The sequence below is a fragment of the Limosilactobacillus fastidiosus genome (genome assembly GCF_014145505.1).
Lineage (GTDB): Bacteria > Bacillota > Bacilli > Lactobacillales > Lactobacillaceae > Limosilactobacillus > Limosilactobacillus fastidiosus.
In genome coordinates this window covers 24,451-44,474 of the sequence record NZ_JACIUZ010000025.1, presented here as the reverse complement: position 1 = coordinate 44,474, position 20,024 = coordinate 24,451, and the positions used below count along the sequence as shown (strand labels likewise).

Genomic DNA, 20,024 nt, shown 5'->3' with positions numbered 1-20,024 from the left:
GGAGAGATAGAATGCGTGAAGTTAATTTTATTTGGGCAGAAGATCTTGATGGTTGGATTGGTAAAGAGAATAGCTTACCCTGGCATGTTCCAGAAGATATGAAACATTTTCGAGAACTGACTGCTAGTCACCCAATTATTATGGGAAGAAAAACATATGAGTCAATTGGACAGCCATTACCACATCGACAAAACATTGTATTAACTCACCAGGTAATTGCTGATGAACGGTTGACGGTTGTGCATGATGTTGAAACGCTTGATCAGCTTATTGATGCTTTGCCAGATAACCAAGTGTATGTAATTGGTGGAGCACGGATCTTTTCTTTGATGATGCCGTTAGTTAATAAACTTGAACGAACCATTATTAATGGGCATTATAATGGAGATGTAAAAATGCCACCGATCAATTACGATCAATGGCATTTGATTAAACGGGATGAAGTTAGAGATGATAAAAAAGTTAATTGTTGGTTTGAAACTTGGGAACTAAACAAAGAAAAGAACTGAGAAAAACATCAGAATGGTTCCCGATAAAACAAAGATATGCCAAATAAGGTGGGCATATTGAGTGGGGCGACTATAAAAGAGAGCGCCGATGGTGAAGGTAATGCCCCCGGCAAGAAGTAAGCCAAAACCAACTGGTCCTAAAGCATCCCAAAGTGGCCAAAAAGCGATGATACATAACCAGCCCATAAGGACATATAAAACGGTTGACCAGTGACTCTTCTTTTTCAACCAGATACTCTTGTATACAACCCCAATGATGGCTAGTCCCCAAATGACACCAAATAAAGTCCATCCTTGCCAACCACGGATACTTACTAAACAATAAGGAGTATACGTACCAGCAATTAGGATATAGATAAAGTCGTGATCGAGGATCTGAAAGACTCGACGAGCTTTTGTAAAGTAAAGTGAGTGGTAGAGAGTAGAAAATAGGTAAAATAGGACTAGGGTACTTCCGTAGACGGTAAATGTAACAATTCTCATTGGATTGCCAGACCGGACTGCACTCATGATTAGTAAAACTAAGCCGGCAACTGCAAGGCCGAGACCAATTCCATGAGTGATTGCATTTCCAATCTCGATGACTACCGAATGCTTAGTGTTTCTGTTTTTTTCCATTTTTTAACCCCTTTCGTATAATGTAGCAATGAATTTTGTTGCTACTTTTGCTATACTTAAATAATAAATAATTAGGTTGACCATGGCAAATCCATGTAGCATAATAGTCTGTAAAATCTTGTCATCTAGTTTTGAAGACTAGAATATTATAACATAACATTTTCTAGGAAGAGTGAATTTTCATGGGGAAGATTAAGATCGTTTGTGATTCTTCTGCTGGATTAACAGAAGAAGAAATTAAAAAGTATGACATTACGGTTATTCCATTAACAGTAATGATTGATGGCACTGTATATGTAGAACGGGAAACTATTACTAATGACCAGTTTCCAGAGTTAATGAAAAAGGCTAAGTCACTGCCTAAGACCTCTCAGCCACCGATTGGTAAGTTTGTTGACGCGTTTAATAAACTTGGGGAAGACGGCAGCGAGGTTCTTTGCGTGAACATGATGGAATCCATTAGTGGAACCGTTCATGCAGCTGAACAGGCTGCAGGCATGACTCAGACAAAGGTTACTGTCTATGATTCTCAAACAACTGATCGGGGAATGGCCTTTCAAATAATTGAAGCTGCTAAGGTGATTGAGAATGGGGGATCTGTTGAGGATGCCATTGAACGGATGAAGTATGTTCTTGCCCATTCTAAGCTTTACTTAGCAATTGACAATTTGGATAATTTAGTTGCTGGTGGTCGTGTTAGTAAATTTGCTGGAGCTCTTTCTAATCTTTTGAATATTAAGATAATGCTTCAGGTTTATGATGGTCAGATTCACATTATTATGAAGGGACGAGGAAAGAAAGCCTTACATAAGGAATGGGATCGGATCCTCAAAGAAATGAAAGATGGGGCAAAAGTTATGGGGGCTGGTATCTCTCACGTCCAAGGTGATAGTGAAGTCACTCGTCTTTTAACCAAGATTAAGGAATTTGAACCCAATCTTGATGTGGTTGTTCGGGAAACGGTACCGATTATTGCTACCCACACTGGATTAGGGGCTTGTTGCTTGCTCTACTATACTGAATAGTCTTGAATTTAATAATTTCAAAAGCGGTCATAGTTACTATGCCGCTTTTTTAGTAAAAGGTGAAGTAATAATGAGAAAAAGAAAAATATGGTTTTGGGTAATTCTGCTTTTATTACTGTTCCTAATTGGGAGTTGGTATGGCTATCGTTACTTCTCTAACTCAGAAATTAAGCAGGAACAGCCACTTAAGCGGGTGGAGAGGAAAAATGTAAAATTAGTGGCTGTTGGGGACTCGCTTACTTATGGTCAGGGTGACGAAGAAAAGGATGGGGGTTATGTTGGGATCATCAAACAGAAGATCCAAAACAAATATAAGAAAACTACTGTTTCGACAGCAAATTATGGTGTGAGTGGTGATCGGTCTGATCAAATCCTTGCCCGATTGAATAAACAAGAAAAGATGCAGAAGGATTTAAAAAATGCTGATGTAATCGTAGTGACGGTTGGTGGAAATGATTTAATGCAAAACCTTGAAAAAGACGTTATGATGGATTCGCAAAGTAAAATTCAGTCGAGTGTTAATCAGGCACAGAAAACGTATGAAAATAAATTAAATCAGTTATTTACTGCCATCAGAAAAGAAAATCGGCATGCGCCAATTTTCGTAATGAGTATTTATAATCCGGTATATACCTACTTCCCAGATGTCACGGCGATTAACAATTCGATTAAACAGTGGAATCAGGCAACCGAAAAAGTAACGAAAAAATATGCTAAGATGCACTTCGTTAGTATTTATAAGGTGATGTCGTATGGCCAATATCAAACAAAGGAACAACGTCAACAATTAATTCAGCAAGAAGAAAAGATTAATCATGGTAAAGTAACTCAGGCACAATTGCTATCGATTATGGGGAACAAAGATCATAACTTGAATAAGTATATTTCGACTGAAGACAACTTTCACCCCAATCATTTAGGATATCAACATATGGCAAACCAATTATTTAAGAGCATGGTTAAGAATAATAGCTGGGAATTTGTGAGGGAATAGGTAATGGTTAATAAGAAAAAAGTTAATTGGTGGAAATGGGCATTTATTGTCTTAGTATTAATAATTGTGGTTTCGTCTGGCGTGATTCTCCATCGGGCAACAGCGCCAGCGTCACAACCGGAAATGGTTCAGTCAACAAAGAATAATGATTCATCATTGGTAGTTGAACTAAACCGGAAACAAGTAAATGCCTTATCAGCAAACTACTTGGATAACTTCTTAAAGGATAATAAAATTAAGTATAACTTTATGGTCGGTGAAAAGTATGCAACCTTAGTGGGGAATACTAAATTTCTCGGCACTAAAGTTCGATTCGCAATTAATTTTATTCCAGAGCGTACAAAGCAAGGAAATGTTCTTTTACGTGCTAGGGGGCTAAGTGTTGGTCGCCTTAATATCCCAATTAAGTTTGTTATGGGGTATATTGCTAAGAATTATAATATCCCTAAATGGGTTTCTATTAATCCAAAGAAGAAGACGGTTCTATTAGACCTGAACCGTTACAGTAAGAATCGACAATTGAAGTACTCGGCTCAGGAAATTGATATGCAAAATGGCCACTTTAAGTTCTTAATTACCGTTCCTGAAAAATAAGAGGAGGAGATTAGATGGCAATTCGTGATAGTTTTTATCATTATCTAATGACTCAACGGAAGCCTACTGATGCAGATGAAGTTGAACAGTTTGCTAATAACGCATTTTTTGATTCAGCGTTTCCTAAACAGTCAGCAGATTTTGAGGAGATTTCTAAATATTTAGAGGAAAATGCAGATTATTTACCATCAATGACAATTTTTGATACTGCCTGGCAACGGTATCAGGATGCAATGAATTAGGAGGTAGAATAAATGGCTACAATTCAATGGTTTCCTGGGCATATGGCAAAAGCATTACGTCAAATTCGTGAGCAAATGCCCTTGGTAGATATTGTTTTTGAACTTGTTGATGCCCGAGTTCCGTATTCTTCGCAAAATCCTGAAATAGCACTAGCAGCAGGTGAAAAGCCACGATTATTAATTATGACTAAAACTGATCTCGCTGATCCAAAGAGATTAAATGAATGGTTGACTTATTTTAAGGAACATCATCAGCCAGTCTTGGCCCTTGATTCCCGGCAGCAAAATGTTAGTAAAATTATCACAGCAAAGAGCAAGGAAATCCTTCACGATAAATTAGTAAGGGAAGCAACAAAGGGAATGAAGAAGCGACCGATTCGGGCAATGAGTGTTGGTGTTCCTAACGTTGGAAAATCAACCCTACTGAATCACTTGGTAAAAAAGAATGTTGCTGTAACAGGAAATCGCCCAGGAGTTACAACAGGACAACAGTGGCTTCGTTCGTCCAATGAGCTTGAGTTACTTGATACTCCGGGAGTTTTGTGGCACAAGTTTGCTAGCCAAAAGCAGGGAACAATGCTTGCTCTTTCAGGGGCAATTAAAGATAGTCTTTACGCCAAAGATGATGTTGCCTTATTTGCTCTTAATTACCTTCGTCATCAACAACCGGATGAGTTGAAGAAACGGTATCGTTTAACAGACGCTGATCTAGATGAAAATGTTTCGGATCCTGATTTACTATTAAAGATTACTGAAAAAATGGGTTTTCGTGACGATTATGATCGGGCAAGCGAACGTTTGATTTTCGATTTACGTAAGGGTAAATTGGGAGCAATCACAATGGAAATTCCAGCAGACTTAAACGAGGATGGGGTTAATGAGTAAACGAACCATTGCGGATATAAAGCAGGAATTAAATATGCTCCATGATCCCAATTCACCCTTACTGACAGAATTATCCGCTGATCCCCGCAAGGGAGTTCAGAACGCCCTTAAGCAGTGGCAACGACGAGAAGAGCGGTATCAAAAAGCAGTCGCTGCATTTCATCAACGGTTTAAATTTGAAAATTACTACTGGGAACATGGCTGTCGCTATGTCGCTGGAATGGATGAAGTTGGCCGAGGTCCATTAGCTGGACCCGTGGTTACCTGTGCTGTTATTTTAGATTCAACATTTGATCTGATTGGAGTTACTGATTCAAAGCAGCTTACGCGTCATGAACGTGAAAATCTCTATCTACAAATTATTAATGAAGCAGTTGAAGTTAGTATTGCAGTAAATAGCTCACAAAAAATTGATCAATTAAATATCTATGCGGCAACGCAGGACGCGATGATGACAAGCATCCGACAATTACATCACCAACCGGAACATTTAATTGTTGATGCGGTACCATTACCTGACCTTGATATACCGCAAACGACCTTAATTAAAGGGGATCAAAAATCAATTAGTGTCGCTGCCGCTAGTATCGTTGCAAAGGAATATCGTGATCATTTGATGCGAGATTATGATCGAGTTTATCCAGGTTATGATTTTGCTGAAAATATGGGATACGGGACAAAAAAGCATCTAGCTGGATTACGCCGATTAGGGGCAACACCGATTCACCGGCGTTCATTTAATCCGGTTACCGAGTATTTAAAATAATATCAAACTTAAAATTCTCCGTACTAATAAGTAGGGGGAATTTTTATGTTACAAGTTAGAGAATTCTTATTAAAACTATGTCTTTGTCCAGGATTAAGTCCAATTTCACGGTGGCGTTTATGGAAAACCGCGGAAAAAGAACGGTCATTTAATAATCTTAGCTTACTAATTGAACGATCAGGGATCAGTATTCGGGCACGAAATGCGTTATTAGATAAGTGGGAAAGTTTTGAACTACAAGAAAAGGTCCAATTAAATATGAAGCAATCTTACATAACGATTATCGACAGTGAGTATCCACGCCAATTAAGCGAGATGTTTTGTCCACCACTAGTTTTGTTCTATAGGGGTGATATCACCTTATTGAATACCCAGTGTTTGGCAGTAGTTGGTGCTCGTCAAATGACAAGTTATGGTTCAGCAACGTTGAAGGGTCTTTTGCCGGTAATTGTGAAACGTGGAATTACTATTGTGAGTGGACTAGCTGCAGGAGTTGATGGATTAAGTCATGAAATTACGTTAGCACGTCAAGGAAAAACAATTGGTGTTGTTGGTTGTGGACTAGATCAAGTGTATCCACGGAACCATCAATTTCTCCAAGAGGCAGTTGCGCAAAAAGGATTAGTGGTTTCAGAGTATGGCCTAGGTGAAGCACCGGTTGCTTTCCACTTTCCTGAGCGGAACCGGATTATTGCTGGTTTGGCCGAGACGATCCTGGTCGTTGAGGCGAAAAAACGTAGTGGGAGTCTAATTACAGCCGCGCTCGGCTTAGAAGAAAATCGGAATGTTTGTGCTATTCCGGGACGAATTGATGCGCCACTTTCTTTGGGCTGTAATCAATTAATTGCGGAAGGGGCAAAACCAATTACGGCGGTAAAAGATCTTCTTGAGGAGTTCCTTTTGACTAATTGATCCTTGCATTTTGGCTCCTTTTTAATTAAAATCAACATTCGATTAGGATATAGTTTGACAGATACTATATAAATGAATTAATAATAGTAGTATCAGTAAAGATAATTAAAAGCATAAAAGTAAGGAGCCAATGAAATGGCAACTAGTACTACAAAGAAGGAAGCAACGAGTAAACGAAAAATAACTCGTCGCGCAAAACCAAAAAAGAAATTAGTGATCGTTGAATCACCGTCGAAAGCAAAAACAATTGGAAAATTTCTGGGCCGATCTTACAAGGTTGTCGCCAGCTTAGGTCACGTGCGAGATTTGCCAAAGAGTCGGATGGGTGTTGATATTGAAAATGACTACCAACCTGACTATATTTCGATTCGAGGAAAAGGGGATGTAATCAAGGAACTGCGTAAAGATGCTAAAAATGCTAAAGCAGTCTACCTTGCATCTGACCCCGATCGGGAGGGTGAAGCGATCGCCTGGCATGTTTCTAATATTTTAAAATTAGATGATTCTGAAAAAAACCGGGTAACCTTTAATGAAATTACTAAAGATGCGGTTAAAGAGGCATTTAACGAACCACGGACTATCAATATGGACTTAGTTGATGCTCAACAAGCACGACGGGTATTAGACCGGTTAGTGGGATACTCAATCAGTCCGATCTTATGGAAAAAAGTAAAAAAGGGTTTAAGCGCTGGACGGGTGCAGTCTGTCGCTCTTAACCTTATTATTCAACGGGAAAATGAAATTAAGAATTTCAAACCCGAGGAATATTGGACAATTGATGCTGAATTTAAACACAATAAGGATAAATTTAAGGCAGCCTTCTATGGTGAGAGCGGCAAAAAAGTTAGTCTTAAAAACAATGATGATGTTCAACGAGTTTTAGGTAAATTGGATAAAAATAAGGATTTCCAAATTACCAAAGTAACTAAACGGGAACGAAAGCGTCAACCGCAACCACCGTTTACAACGTCAACCATGCAACAAGATGCAAATCGTCGCTTGAATTTCCGAACGCGAAAGACAATGATGACTGCTCAAATGTTGTATGAAGGAATTGATATTAAGCAGGGGGCAGCTGTTGGTCTAATTACCTATATGCGAACTGATTCAACCCGAATTGCCTCTGTTGCTAAGCATGAAGCCGCTACGTTTATTCATGAAGAGTATGGTGATGAATATGCTGCTATAAAACCGATTAAGGGGAAATTGCCAGAAGGAGCTCAGGATGCGCATGAAGCGATTCGACCAACTTCCGTTTTTCGGACACCAGCAAAAATGAAGCCGTACTTAACTAATGATCAATATAAACTCTATAACTTAATTTGGTCGCGGTTCGTTGCCAGCCAGATGACACCCGAAATTATTGATACGATGAACGTTAACCTGCAACAAAATAATGTTGAATTTCGGGCGTCAGGCTCTAAGGTTAAGTTTCCTGGTTTTACAAAGGTTTATAAACGGGGGAAAGAACAGGATAACTTGCTTCCTGAATTAAATGAGGGTGATAGTGCTGTAATGATAAGCGATGATCCTGCCCAACACTTTACTCAACCGCCTGCACGGTATACGGAAGCAGCCCTGATTAAGACCCTTGAAGAAAATGGTGTTGGTCGTCCGTCAACCTATGCCCCCACATTAGATACTATTCAACGGCGTTACTATGTTCGCCTGGTTTCGCGTCATTTTGAACCAACAGAACTTGGTGAAATTGTTAATACCATCATTGAAAAACAGTTTCCAGATATCGTAAATGCTAAATTTACTGCTGATGTTGAAGGGAAGCTTGATCAAATTGAAGAAGGAAAGCAAGATTGGGTAAGGGTTGTTGATAAATTTTATCAGCCATTCTCAAAGGAAGTTAATACTGCTGAAAGCGAAGTTGCTAAAATTGAAATGAAAGATGAACTTGCTGGTATGGACTGTGATATTTGTGGGGCCCCAATGGTAATTAAAATGGGACGCTATGGTAAGTTTTATGCTTGTTCACGTTTCCCAAATTGTCGAAATACCAAAGCAATTGTTAAGGATACTGGAATAACTTGTCCAAAGTGTGGGCAAGGAACGGTTGTTGAACGAAAGTCAAAGAAGAACCGGATTTTCTATGGATGTTCTCGTTATCCAGATTGTGACTTTGTTTCTTGGGATAAGCCAATTGGTCGGAATTGTCCTAAAGATGGTCACTTCTTGGTTGAGAAAAAGATTAAGGGCGGTACCCAAGTTGTTTGTCCTAACGGTGATTACGCAGAAACACCACAGAAATAGGAAGCGGATTTCATCTAGTTTTACTAAATTTTACTAATTTACTAATTTAAAAGAGCTCTCTAATTTGCTATGATGCGGTTAGAGAGCTTTTTATTAAGGAGAAATGGTACTATGATTAAGCTAGAAAACGATAAATTAACTGTTGAAATTGCTCAGTTAGGAGCCCAACTACATAGTATTCGACGGAATGACAATCAGGTTGAATATTTATGGCAAGGTGATCCTGCTTTATGGAAGCGTCAAGCACCAGTCCTCTTTCCGTTTGTTGGTCGTCTAAAGGATGATCAATATGAATATAGGGGCAAAACATATTATCAAACCCAGCATGGCTTTGCTCGTGATCGGGAGTTTAAGGTGATTGATCAAACTAATTCACGAGTTGTTCTCGAACAAACGGAGGATGAAGAAACATTGAAAGTCTTTCCATTTGCCTTCCAATTACGGATAATATATGAATTAGCTGGCGATCAATTAAATGTTTGTTACGTGGTTACTAACCCAGATAGTAAACATTCACTAATTTATGCAATCGGTGCTCATCCCGGTTTTAATATGCCATTGAGCAACGATAGCACATTTGAACGGGTTCAATTAAGTGTTTCTCCTGCTGAAGAATATTCACGCATTGTGCTAAATGGTCCTTACAATGATTCACAAAATCCAATTATGATTGACATGCAGAAACCATTAACAATCAACCATGACTTATTTAAGAATGATGCCTTAATTTTTGAAACTGGTGGAGCAAAGTTTACTGCTACCTTAACTGATCCGGTTAATAATCACGGAGTTCATGTTCATACTTTGGGAACCCAACATTTTGGAGTTTGGTCACCGTATCCTGCTACTGCTAACTTGGTTTGTGTTGAACCGTGGTGGGGAATTGCGGACAATGTTAATGCAGATGGCAAGTTACTTCATAAACAGGGAATGCATCGTTTAGCACCACAAGATAATGACACTTATAAGTTTAGTATCCAGCCATTTTAAATAAAAAAGTTCAGGAATTAGTATTAATTCCTGAACTTTTTTATTACTAATGCTTTTTCGTTAAATAATAAACGAGGCCAAATTTCACTAATGATTCTTTACCAGTAAGGATTCGAATAATATTACTTTTGTGTCGCCAGAGAACTAGTGCGGTTAAAATTCCTGCAACGCAGCTAAGAACCAAATCATGTTCACAAAGAGCGATAATAAAAATTGAAGTAATTCCAACAATGCTGGCACAACTAGCCATACTAGTTAATAATAAAGTTCCTATAAAGATCCCGCAAGCAAGGGCAAATAGTGGTGGGTTATATGCTAATAAGATCCCGGCACTAGTTGCGACTGCTTTCCCACCGTGGAAGTGATCAAAGATCGAAAAAGTATGTCCTAATGAAGCAAAAATACCAATAAGTAGTGGATTTACTGAATGAGAAACTCCCAATAAATATGGTTGGCTGGCTGCCAAAGTTCCTTTCAGGATATCCATTAGGAGGACAACAACTCCTGCTTTAGGTCCCAATTCACGGAAAGTGTTGGTGGTTCCAATATTTCCACTACCGAGTTTGCGAATATCTTTATGGTAAAAAGTTTGACCAATCCAAAGCCCTGAGGGGATAGAACCAAGAAGGTAGGCAACAATCACCATTCCAATTATTTTAATTGTCATTCAATTTACTCCTTAAAAAATAACTACCCATTTAAGATAGCACGAAATCCTGTTAGAAGCTACTGAGTCAGCAACTTTTTAAAATGCAGTTTGCAAAATAATAATCAAATGAAGTATTATCGTTATTGTTATATTACAATCTTGTTTGAATTAAGGTATAATATACCAGTCGAACGAATGTTCAGAATGAAAAGGGAGGTCATTTTGTGGCCACGAAGAAAGTAAAGTATGATGCATCCTCGATTCAGGTCTTAAAGGGGCTTGAAGCCGTTCGAAAACGACCCGGGATGTATATTGGATCTACGGATTCCCGAGGATTACACCATCTCGTATACGAAATTGTCGATAATGCGGTCGATGAAGCATTATCTGGATATGGTGATGAAATCAATGTCACTATTGAAGCTGATAATTCGATTACTGTCCAAGATCATGGACGGGGAATGCCAGTAGGAATGCATGCTTCAGGTAAACCAACCCCTGAAGTGATTATGACAGTTCTCCATGCCGGTGGGAAGTTTGGCCAATCAGATGGTTATAAAACTTCTGGAGGATTACATGGTGTCGGAGCATCAGTAGTTAACGCCTTATCTACCAACTTAACTTTAACGATTGTGCGAGATCATGAGCGTTATCAAGAAAAGTTTAAAAATGGTGGCCAACCAATTGGAACCTTGAAAAAATTAGGTCATACGAGCGCCGGAAATGGGACAACGGTTTCTTTTAAGCCCGATCCAGCGATTTTTACTACTACTGTCTATGATTACAATACTTTGGCTAATCGGCTAAGGGAATCGGCTTTTCTGTTAAAGGGAATTAAGATTGTCTTAACGGATAAACGCCAAAACCAAGAAAAACAAGATGTCTTTCAATATAAGGATGGTATTCAACAATTTGTTACCTACCTTAACGAGGGAAAAGACACCCTAGGAAAAGTATTGTACTTTGATGGTAGTCAAGACGGTGTAGAGGTTGAGGTAGCGGCCCAATATAATGATGGTTATTCTGAATCACTACTGTCATTTGTTAACAATGTCCGAACTCCTGATGGAGGAACCCACGAAGCAGGATTTAGAAGTGCTTGGACGAAAACATTTAATGAATATGCTCATAAAGTTGGTTTATTAAAGGAAAAAGATAAAAACCTTGAGGGTAGTGATGTTCGCGAAGGACTAACCGCTGTTGTTTCCGTGCGGATTCCTGAACGGATCTTACAATTTGAAGGCCAAACAAAGGATAAGTTAGGAACTCCGGAAGCACGAAAGATTGTTGATTCCATCGTTAGTGAACAACTTGGCTATGCCTTAATGGAAAATGGCGACTTTGCTCAAATGCTGATTCGTAAATCAATCAAGGCTCGTGAAGCCCGGGAAGCGGCACGCAAGGCTAGAAATCAGGCTCGTGGTGGTAAACGAAAGAGTCGAAAAGAACGGAACCTTTCTGGAAAGTTAACTCCTGCCCAATCAAAGAATGCAAAGAAAAACGAATTATTCCTAGTCGAAGGTGACTCCGCTGGTGGTTCTGCAAAACAGGGACGTGACCGGAAGTACCAAGCGATTTTGCCGTTACGGGGAAAAGTTTTGAACACTGAAAAAGCAAAACTTGATGACGTATTAAAGAATGAAGAGTTGAACACCATTATCTATACGGTTGGTGCCGGTGCTGGTTCTGAATTTAACGTTGATGATTCTAATTACGATAAGATCATTATTATGACGGATGCCGATGACGACGGGGCTCATATTCAAATCTTGTTGTTAACCTTCTTCTATAAATATATGCGGCCAATGATTGAAGCAGGTAAAGTTTATATCGCCTTACCGCCACTATATCGGCTGCAAACTGGGCGGGGAGCAAAAACCCAAATTACTTATGCCTGGACTAATGATGAATTAACTAAACTAACAAAAAAGGCAGGAAAGGGTGCTCAGCTTCAGCGATTTAAGGGTCTTGGTGAAATGAATGCCGACCAGCTATGGGAAACCACAATGAATCCCGAATCACGGACATTGATTCAGGTACGAATTGAAGATGCTGAATTAGCAGAACGCCGCGTTACAACCTTAATGGGAAATAAGGTTGAACCGCGTCGAGAATGGATTGAGGACAACGTTCAATTCACGTTGAGTGATGATAAGGAATCCGATGAGTTGGTTGAAAACAAAGGACATTTACTAAACCATAAAAAGCAACCTACTAGAGTAGCCAAGAATTTTAGCCAAGAAGAACTTTTTAGGTAACAAGAAAGGAACATTGTAGTGAGAAACGGTAAGATTGAAAAGATGACCCTAGAACAATTGATGGGGGATCGTTTTGGGCGTTACTCTAAATCAATTATTCAAGAACGGGCGCTCCCTGATATTCGGGATGGGTTAAAGCCGGTTCAACGGCGAATCTTATTCGCAATGAATAAGGATGGAAATACCTATGATAAAGGATTCCGAAAGTCAGCTAAGTCAGTCGGAAATGTAATGGGTAACTTTCACCCTCATGGTGATAGTTCTATTTATGAAGCATTAGTACGTTTAAGTCAGGATTGGAAATTACGTGAACCTTTAATTGAAATGCATGGTAATAATGGTTCGATGGATGGTGATCCTGCAGCGGCAATGCGGTACACCGAAGCACGATTGAGTAAGATTTCTGGCTTAATGCTTCAAGAAATCGATAAGGATACGGTTGAAATGACCCTGAACTTTGATGATACCGAAAAAGAGCCAACCGTTTTACCCGCGCGGATCCCCAATTTATTAGTGAATGGGGCCACTGGAATCTCTGCCGGGTATGCGACTGAAATTCCAACCCATAATCTTGGCGAAGTTCTGGATGCCCTAATCTACTTAATTAATAATCCAGAGGCCAGTTTAGAAAAGCTAATGGAATTTATTCCTGGTCCTGATTTTCCAACCGGTGGGATTATCCAAGGAATAGACGGCATTCGTAAAGCTTACCAAACTGGTCGGGGACGAGTAGTTGTTCGGGCAAAAACAGAAATTGAAACGCTTCGGGGTGGTCGCCAACAAATTAACGTAACTGAGATTCCATATGAGGTTAATAAGGCTCAGTTAGTTAAGAGAATTAACGACTTACGCTTGGCAAAGAAGGTTGAAGGTATTGCCGAAGCACGTGATGAAACTGACCGAAGTGGATTACGGATTGCAATTGAGTTAAAGCGTGGGGCCAATGCTCAAGGGATCCTTAATTACTTACTTAAGAATACTGATCTACAAATTAACTATAACTTCAACATGGTGGCCATCGATGATCAACGACCAATGCGGGTTGGCTTGAAGCGAATCTTGACTTCATACCTAACTTTCCAAAAACAAGTTATTCGTCGGCGAACCCAATTTAATTTGAATAAGGCTCAGCACCGCCTTCATATTGTCGAAGGATTGATTAAGGCCTTATCCATTTTGGATCAGGTAATTAAAACTATTCGGGGAAGTAAGAACCGTAAGGATGCAAAGCAGAACTTGATTTCTGAATACGCCTTTTCTGAAGAGCAGGCAGAAGCAATTGTTACCTTACAGCTTTACCGATTAACCAATACTGATGTTTCTGAATTAAAGGCTGAGCAACGGAAACTTAACCAGCAAATTGATGAATTTCAGTTAATTTTAACTGATGATCAAGAACTGGCAAATGTTCTTCGTAAAGAGATGTTAGCGATTAAGAAAGAATTCGGTAACCCGCGGCGTACCAAGATTGAAAGCCATGTAGAAAAGCTAAAAGTTGATACGAAGGTTACTGTGGCAAAAGAAGACGTTATTCTTTTGGTTTCCCATGCGGGTTATATCAAACGTTCGAGTGTCCGTTCATTCAAGGCATCTCCAGTGGATGAGAACGGTCTTCGTGAGGATGATTATCCAATTTTAATTCAAGAAACCAATACTTTATCGCATTTATTTATGTTTACTAACTTAGGCAACGTGATTTATCGGCCCGTCCATGAAATTACCGATGCACGGTGGAAAGATACAGGGGAGCATATTTCTCAAACAATTGGCTTAGCTGAAAACGAGCACATTATTAAAGCAATGGTCTTTGATAAGCTTGACCAGCCGGGAACAATTATTATGGGAACAAGCGATGGTCAAATTAAACAAACGGCATTTACTGATTACAAACCCGGGAGTCGTTATAAGAGCCGGACAACTACGGGAATCAAGTTAAAAAGTGCTGATGCCCGACTGGTAAGTGTAGATTACTATGAACCAACGGATAACAGTCGTTCTCTTCTGGTAATTAGCCGTGAGGGATACGCGGTTCGTTTTGATGTGGCTGACGTTCCGGTTACTGGTTTAAGAACTGGTGGGGTCCGTGCGATTAATCTGAAGGATGACGACTACGCGACTGACTATGGACTTGTTTCTGAGGGACAGAACTTGGCGATGGTTACCCAACGCGGTGCCTTTAAGGAAATGGCAAGTTCAGAAATTGAAATAGGGGCCCGTGCTCGTCGCGGGGAGTTAGTACTTCACCGCATTAAGACTCACCCACATAAAATTGTAGATTTTCTTGCCTATAATCCGGACAACCATGATGTCCTTGAAATCATTACTGACCGACCAGCATTCCAGGATGTGGCTGTTGATGATCACCATCTTGGTACTGCTAAATCAAACGGAACATTCGTAATTGATACGGATACTCAAGGGACACCAGTAAAATTACGGATTAAACAAGTTAACGTTTTAAATGAAGAACCGGTAAAGCAGGAAAACTAGTTTCATAACTTTTTACGGAGATATTTAATAATTATCCTACCAAGTTGGAACTTCCATGATAGAATAGAAAACGTAGATTGTTTCATGCCCTATCACATTATTGGGACAATTTTGAAGCAAACAGGAGGAATTTTTAATGAGTAACAAAGAATTAGTTTTTGGTCATCAGAATCCAGATACTGATGCAATTACAGCTGCAATGGCTTTTTCATACTTCCAAAACCAATTAGGTTACGAAACTGAAGCTGTTGCTCTTGGCGAACCCAACGATGAAACAAAGTATGCTTTGGATCATTTTGGTATGAAGGCACCTCGTGTTGTTGAAACTGTATCAAATGAAGTTGATAAGGTAATGCTTGTTGACCACAACGAGCCACAACAAAGTGTGAGTGATCTCGATAAGGTTACTGTTACTCACTTGGTTGATCACCACCGGATCGCCAACTTTAATACTGCCCAACCACTTTGGATCACTGCTCGTCCATATGGCTGTGTAAGTACAATTATTACTGAATTGTTCCAAGAAAAGCACATTAATATTCCAGCAAACCTCGCCGGAATGATGCTTTCAGCAATTATTTCAGATACTTTACTTCTGAAATCACCAACCACAACTGATCATGATCGTGAAGCTGTTAAGTACTTGGCAAAGGTTGCTGGCGTTGAAGATTACGAAAAGTATGGTATTGACATGTTAAAGGCTGGCACTAACATCGCTAAGAAGACTGATAATGAGATTGTTGATGGTGATGCTAAGACCTTTGAACTTAGTGGCAATAAATTACGAATCGGTCAAGTAAATACTGTTGACTTAGATGACGTTTTCTCCCGTCAAGCTGATCTTGAAAAGGAAATGCGTAACTTGATGGATCAAAATGGCTATGAGACCTTCGTACTAATGGTTACCAACATTTTAAACAGTGATACGGATCTGTTTGTAGTTGGTGATCACACTGAGACTGTTGAAAAGGCCTTTGGTAAGAAGCTTGAAAACAAGCGGATGAATCTTCCAGGGGTTGTTTCCCGGAAGAAGCAGGTTGTTCCTCCATTAACAGATGCTTTTGAAGGCTAATTTTAATTGATTTTCGGTTCTTCCTGAAGAAGAGCTGATGAGAAAATAAAATAATTTCATTAAGCAGCTTGTGCCTAGATGTTGGCATGAACTGCTTGTTTATTTCTGCCTTAGACCTGGTTAAGTGCGTAACTAGAGTGAAGGGATGTGCGACCACTAGCTTATACAAAATAGTTATCTCAGTATCGTAGTATTTATTGCAAAGGATAAAAAGTAATAATCGTTGAAGAATTTACAATGCTGGATTTAATCGAATTATAGTCACTCTGCTGACTGGTGATTATGATTAAGGAGCTAATTCTTAGCTTCTTTTTAAATTTTGTGCATGTTGATAGCGTGAAGAATTCTGGAATGATAAAATACTAAGTAAGTAAGAAATAAGTGGATGGTAAAATGTGGTTGTTGCTTCACGACAATAGAAAGTTAAATGCAATTGGACACCCACTAACTATTGTAATGAGTATGGGGAAGACAACCTGACTGGCCTCGAATGTTAATATTTTGCTAGTTTGGGAATTTATACCTATGAAGAATTGATACGATGCCGTTCCTTTTTTACGGATATGTTTTGATCTTCGTGGATTGGTTATTACTTTTGCTAGCGTGGCACTTTATCAGTAGGGTAGTGGTTGTTACTACTACCCGCATGATAAATTAAAACTAAATGTTTAAGTGAATATAAACTATGGAGATTAGGAGATTAAATAATGATTTATTTCATTAATTTTGGAATGCCGGATCACAAGTCGGGAATTGAACATGCCGAGATTAAACGACTAAATTTATTTAAAAAACATAACCAACCGGCCAAAATTATTGCACGTGATTGGAATCGTACCTTACATCGAACCGCAAATGCAGCAGGGGTAGATGATGATAGTTTAGTAGGAATGTTCGATTACTTTCAAGATGCAACTAAGGTAGCTGCGCGGAACCTAACAGTTGATGACTTGAATTTTGGGATTGTAACTACTAAACGTGAAGATGAAACTAGTAAAAACAGATATTTAGTTACTAACGCTGTTACGGGTAAATTAGTAGCACGGGTTAACTATGATCCTGTCCATGATCGTCAAGTGGTGTCAACCGAATTATTTGATGAATATGGTAATCTTTATCGGGTAGATCATTACGATACCCGAGGCTTTAGATCACTAATTCAATGGTATACACCTGATAATAAGATTGGTAATGAGGAGTGGCTTACGCCTGATGGGCGGACTGTCATTAGAACTTTTAATAAGTTCAATATTCACCATAAGTTAGTAAAAACCGGGTGGTGGTTGCAGGAAAAGAATGGAGAAATTCATACTTTTGACACGATTGATGAGCTTTTTGAGCACTTCTTAAACCGGCTTAATGAAGATGGAAATAATATTTTCATACTCGATCGTTCGTTGCTTGCTGATGGGGCACTAACAAGATTGAAAAATCCGGCTTACACGGTTATGCATTTACATAATTCGCAAGCCGGTGATGCACAAGACCCTTTGCATTCAATTGTGAATAATAATTATGAATATGCGCTAGCTAACCTTGATCGCTATTCATCTGTTGTTTCTGCTACCCAACGTCAAACTAATGATGTGGTTGAAAGATTTAACCCGCAAGCTAAAATGTTTACCATCCCGGTTGGGGTAGTAGAGGATGAAACTTTAAATGAAGAACGAATTCCTGTTGATAAACGTACCTTTGGTAAAATAATTGCGGTAGCTCGGATTGCTTATGAAAAACGGTTAGACGATTTAGTGCGTGCTGTCAAAATTGTGCATGATCAGATTCCTGAAGTAACGTTAGATCTTTATGGGTATGCCGATTCATCCAATAATTATGGTGAAAAACGCAAAATTGAAAAATTAATCAAAGAATTAGCTCTTGAGGATGTCGTAACTTTCAAAGGCTATACCAATGATATTGCTAAAGTTGAAAAAGATGCCCAAGTCTTTGGCTTAACTTCAAGGATGGAAGGGTTTAATTTAGCGATAATGGAAGCTTTGTCACATGGGGTGGTTGGCGTTACTTATGATGTTAACTATGGTCCTAATGATATTGTCGTTGACGGTAAGAATGGTTATATCGTAGACTTTGGTGATTATCAGGCATTGGCTAACAAGATGCTTAAGATCTTTAAAGATAAAAAGTTGATGCAAGAACTTAGTGATGGTTCTTATGAAACTAGTGAACGCTTCTCAGATCGAAATGTATGGCATGCTTGGCAGGGTTTAATTAAAGATGCCGAAAAAACATTGGGGGGTTCAGTAAGAAAATGATCTATTTAGTAGGAGAAAATGTATTTACTTTCAATTCTGGTACTGAATTCTCGCAATTTGCAAGATTAAATGCTTTTAATAGAAATGGTAAGCAAGCGGTTCTATTGCTACGTAACTATAACCGGATGTTAAGTAATGACATAAAAAGGCACGGCTTAAGACAAAAAGATGTCATTAATATGTATGATTACTTCCAAGGAACAGTAAAGACTAGCCGTAAGGAACAATCATTACGTTTACTTGATAGTATTCCGCTCACTGATTACCACATTGTGGGGGTAGATAATAACTACTCTAATATTGAATACAAAGGTAAAAAAATTGGTGAAATTCGTGTAATGCCAGCAACTGTTGGTCTGGTAGGTAGTATTGAATATTATGATTCTCTTGGGCAAACGGCAGTCAAAGAATACTGGGATTGGCGTGGCTTCAAGTCAATGGTCGAAACTTACCATCCCAACGGCTCAATTGCCATGCAGCAATACTTACGTCCAGACGGTAGCCCTGCGATTGAAGTAACGCATATGTATATTGGTAAGCAAGTCTTACCAACTATGTGGAAATTGATTAATTATAAGGGTCGTGATTGGCAATTTAGAACGGAAGATCAGCTTTTTACCTTTTTCTTAAATGAAATCAATAATCAAAATCCTGGTACCTTTATTTCCGATCGGCGAACCCTTGATAGTTCAGTCTTGAATGTGGAAAATGCTGAGCGCACGATTTCTTACCTCCATAGTGTTCCGTTTAAGGATTATAAACATCCTCAGCATGGGATTATGAATATTTATAATCGGAGTATCAATGGTGAAGCCGGTAAGGAATTTGATTATGTAGTGTTGCCAACTCAAGATCAAGCCGCGGAAGTGGAAAAACTGGCCACTTCGCGAAGTCAAATCACTGCTGCGCCTGATAGTTACGTTAAAGCAGGTAAGGCAAAAGAGTTAGGTCAAGAGGTCACCTTAGTTTACGTAGGACGCTTAGCCCCAGAAAAGAATATTGCTGGTGTGATTAAAGCGTTTAAACATGTAAATAACAAATTACCGGAAGCCAAATTAAAGCTTCAAGGATATTTTGCTAGTGGTGACTACGAAAAAAAACTCAAAGACCTAGTTATGAAGCTAAACTTAGAGAAGCAAGTTGAATTCATTCCTTACGATCCAGCCAAGCAAATATTAGCGGACGCGACATTATTCTTAAATGCTAGTTATAGTGAAGGCTTTGGGATGAATATGCTTGAAAGTTTAGCTAGTGGTGTACCAGTAATTACATATGCTGTTAATTACACTCAAAATAATCTAATCAAAGATGGGGTAAATGGCTTTAATATTGTTAAAACCACCCCGACAGCTTTGGCTAACAAAGTATTAGAAGTTTTGACTGATGATAAAGAATATGGCGAACTTTCCAAGGGAGCAATTCAAACTGCTAAAGAAAGTTCAGAAACGAATTTTATGAAAAAATGGAATAAAATTATAAGTTAAGTAT

General features: G+C 39.0%; 17 protein-coding genes. 15 read left to right on the top strand and 2 right to left on the bottom strand.

Annotated features, from left to right (window positions below; translation table 11 throughout):
- Positions 1-11 precede the first annotated feature (11 nt).
- Positions 12-509 carry a dihydrofolate reductase gene (locus H5R64_RS02855; RefSeq protein ID WP_182581388.1) on the top strand — a complete coding sequence of 166 codons (498 nt, stop codon included), beginning with the start codon at positions 12-14 and terminating at the stop codon, positions 507-509.
- On the opposite strand, the gene trhA is transcribed toward H5R64_RS02855, so the two are convergent.
- Positions 489-1,127: a PAQR family membrane homeostasis protein TrhA gene (trhA, locus tag H5R64_RS02850; RefSeq protein ID WP_182581389.1), complete on the bottom strand. Its 639-nt coding sequence runs from the start codon at positions 1,125-1,127 to the stop codon at positions 489-491. The two genes, H5R64_RS02855 and trhA, sit on opposite strands and share 21 nt — an antisense overlap.
- 182 nt (positions 1,128-1,309) lie before the next feature.
- On the opposite strand from trhA, the gene H5R64_RS02845 reads away from it, so the two are divergent.
- From H5R64_RS02845 to H5R64_RS02805, 9 genes are all read left to right on the top strand, one after another.
- Complete coding sequence (locus H5R64_RS02845; RefSeq protein ID WP_182581390.1) at positions 1,310-2,152, top strand: DegV family protein; 843 nt, start codon at positions 1,310-1,312, stop codon at positions 2,150-2,152.
- Positions 2,153-2,222: 70 nt separating this feature from the next.
- On the top strand, positions 2,223-3,146 hold the full coding sequence (locus H5R64_RS02840; protein ID WP_182581391.1) for an SGNH/GDSL hydrolase family protein: 924 nt from the start codon (positions 2,223-2,225) through the stop codon (positions 3,144-3,146).
- A gap of 3 nt (positions 3,147-3,149) precedes the next feature.
- On the top strand, positions 3,150-3,740 hold the full coding sequence (locus H5R64_RS02835) for a YpmS family protein (RefSeq protein ID WP_182581392.1): 591 nt from the start codon (positions 3,150-3,152) through the stop codon (positions 3,738-3,740).
- 14 nt (positions 3,741-3,754) lie between these two features.
- On the top strand, positions 3,755-3,982 hold the full coding sequence (locus tag H5R64_RS02830) for a YozE family protein (RefSeq protein ID WP_182581393.1): 228 nt from the start codon (positions 3,755-3,757) through the stop codon (positions 3,980-3,982).
- 12 nt (positions 3,983-3,994) lie between these two features.
- Positions 3,995-4,867 carry a ribosome biogenesis GTPase YlqF gene (gene ylqF, locus H5R64_RS02825; protein ID WP_182581394.1) on the top strand — a complete coding sequence of 291 codons (873 nt, stop codon included), beginning with the start codon at positions 3,995-3,997 and terminating at the stop codon, positions 4,865-4,867.
- A complete protein-coding gene (locus H5R64_RS02820; RefSeq protein ID WP_182581395.1) occupies positions 4,860-5,633 on the top strand; it encodes a ribonuclease HII in 774 nt (257 codons plus the stop codon). The genes ylqF and H5R64_RS02820 overlap by 8 nt, the downstream gene beginning before the upstream one ends.
- A 45-nt stretch (positions 5,634-5,678) precedes the next feature.
- Complete coding sequence (dprA, locus tag H5R64_RS02815; protein ID WP_182581396.1) at positions 5,679-6,545, top strand: DNA-processing protein DprA; 867 nt, start codon at positions 5,679-5,681, stop codon at positions 6,543-6,545.
- Between the two features lie 135 nt (positions 6,546-6,680).
- The gene (gene topA, locus H5R64_RS02810; RefSeq protein ID WP_182581397.1) at positions 6,681-8,807 is read left to right on the top strand and encodes a type I DNA topoisomerase; all 2,127 of its coding nucleotides are present in this window, start codon (positions 6,681-6,683) and stop codon (positions 8,805-8,807) included.
- 111 nt (positions 8,808-8,918) lie between these two features.
- Entirely contained in the window at positions 8,919-9,797 is an 879-nt protein-coding gene (locus tag H5R64_RS02805; RefSeq protein WP_182581398.1) for an aldose 1-epimerase family protein, read from the top strand.
- Between the two features lie 46 nt (positions 9,798-9,843).
- On the opposite strand, the gene plsY is transcribed toward H5R64_RS02805, so the two are convergent.
- Positions 9,844-10,464 (bottom strand): glycerol-3-phosphate 1-O-acyltransferase PlsY, encoded by a 621-nt coding sequence (gene plsY / locus H5R64_RS02800; protein WP_182581399.1) that lies wholly within the window; start codon positions 10,462-10,464, stop codon positions 9,844-9,846.
- A gap of 206 nt (positions 10,465-10,670) precedes the next feature.
- Here plsY and parE point away from each other — a divergent pair, with 206 nt between their 5' ends.
- The 5 genes from parE to H5R64_RS02775 all read left to right on the top strand — a co-directional run bounded on the left by parE (position 10,671) and on the right by H5R64_RS02775 (position 20,020).
- Positions 10,671-12,704: a DNA topoisomerase IV subunit B gene (gene parE, locus H5R64_RS02795; protein WP_182581400.1), complete on the top strand. Its 2,034-nt coding sequence runs from the start codon at positions 10,671-10,673 to the stop codon at positions 12,702-12,704.
- An 18-nt stretch (positions 12,705-12,722) separates the two neighbouring features.
- Positions 12,723-15,194 carry a DNA topoisomerase IV subunit A gene (parC, locus tag H5R64_RS02790; RefSeq protein ID WP_182582730.1) on the top strand — a complete coding sequence of 824 codons (2,472 nt, stop codon included), beginning with the start codon at positions 12,723-12,725 and terminating at the stop codon, positions 15,192-15,194.
- A gap of 136 nt (positions 15,195-15,330) precedes the next feature.
- Entirely contained in the window at positions 15,331-16,266 is a 936-nt protein-coding gene (locus H5R64_RS02785) for a manganese-dependent inorganic pyrophosphatase (RefSeq protein WP_182581402.1), read from the top strand.
- 707 nt (positions 16,267-16,973) lie between these two features.
- Positions 16,974-18,536, top strand: coding sequence for a glycosyltransferase family 4 protein (locus H5R64_RS02780; RefSeq protein ID WP_182581403.1), 1,563 nt, complete (start codon positions 16,974-16,976; stop codon positions 18,534-18,536).
- Complete coding sequence (locus H5R64_RS02775; protein WP_182581404.1) at positions 18,533-20,020, top strand: glycosyltransferase; 1,488 nt, start codon at positions 18,533-18,535, stop codon at positions 20,018-20,020. The genes H5R64_RS02780 and H5R64_RS02775 overlap by 4 nt, the downstream gene beginning before the upstream one ends.
- Positions 20,021-20,024: the final 4 nt, after the last annotated feature.

What these genes read in the sequence shown, in the direction of transcription:
- H5R64_RS02855 (WP_182581388.1), top strand. Translation starts at nt 12, where the DNA reads ATGCGTGAAGTTAATTTTATTTGGGCAGAAGATCTTGATGGTTGGATT.
- trhA (WP_182581389.1), bottom strand. Translation starts at nt 1,127, where the DNA reads ATGGAAAAAAACAGAAACACTAAGCATTCGGTAGTCATCGAGATTGGA.
- H5R64_RS02845 (WP_182581390.1), top strand. Translation starts at nt 1,310, where the DNA reads ATGGGGAAGATTAAGATCGTTTGTGATTCTTCTGCTGGATTAACAGAA.
- H5R64_RS02840 (WP_182581391.1), top strand. Translation starts at nt 2,223, where the DNA reads ATGAGAAAAAGAAAAATATGGTTTTGGGTAATTCTGCTTTTATTACTG.
- H5R64_RS02835 (WP_182581392.1), top strand. Translation starts at nt 3,150, where the DNA reads ATGGTTAATAAGAAAAAAGTTAATTGGTGGAAATGGGCATTTATTGTC.
- H5R64_RS02830 (WP_182581393.1), top strand. Translation starts at nt 3,755, where the DNA reads ATGGCAATTCGTGATAGTTTTTATCATTATCTAATGACTCAACGGAAG.
- ylqF (WP_182581394.1), top strand. Translation starts at nt 3,995, where the DNA reads ATGGCTACAATTCAATGGTTTCCTGGGCATATGGCAAAAGCATTACGT.
- H5R64_RS02820 (WP_182581395.1), top strand. Translation starts at nt 4,860, where the DNA reads ATGAGTAAACGAACCATTGCGGATATAAAGCAGGAATTAAATATGCTC.
- dprA (WP_182581396.1), top strand. Translation starts at nt 5,679, where the DNA reads ATGTTACAAGTTAGAGAATTCTTATTAAAACTATGTCTTTGTCCAGGA.
- topA (WP_182581397.1), top strand. Translation starts at nt 6,681, where the DNA reads ATGGCAACTAGTACTACAAAGAAGGAAGCAACGAGTAAACGAAAAATA.
- H5R64_RS02805 (WP_182581398.1), top strand. Translation starts at nt 8,919, where the DNA reads ATGATTAAGCTAGAAAACGATAAATTAACTGTTGAAATTGCTCAGTTA.
- plsY (WP_182581399.1), bottom strand. Translation starts at nt 10,464, where the DNA reads ATGACAATTAAAATAATTGGAATGGTGATTGTTGCCTACCTTCTTGGT.
- H5R64_RS02785 (WP_182581402.1), top strand. Translation starts at nt 15,331, where the DNA reads ATGAGTAACAAAGAATTAGTTTTTGGTCATCAGAATCCAGATACTGAT.
- H5R64_RS02780 (WP_182581403.1), top strand. Translation starts at nt 16,974, where the DNA reads ATGATTTATTTCATTAATTTTGGAATGCCGGATCACAAGTCGGGAATT.
- H5R64_RS02775 (WP_182581404.1), top strand. Translation starts at nt 18,533, where the DNA reads ATGATCTATTTAGTAGGAGAAAATGTATTTACTTTCAATTCTGGTACT.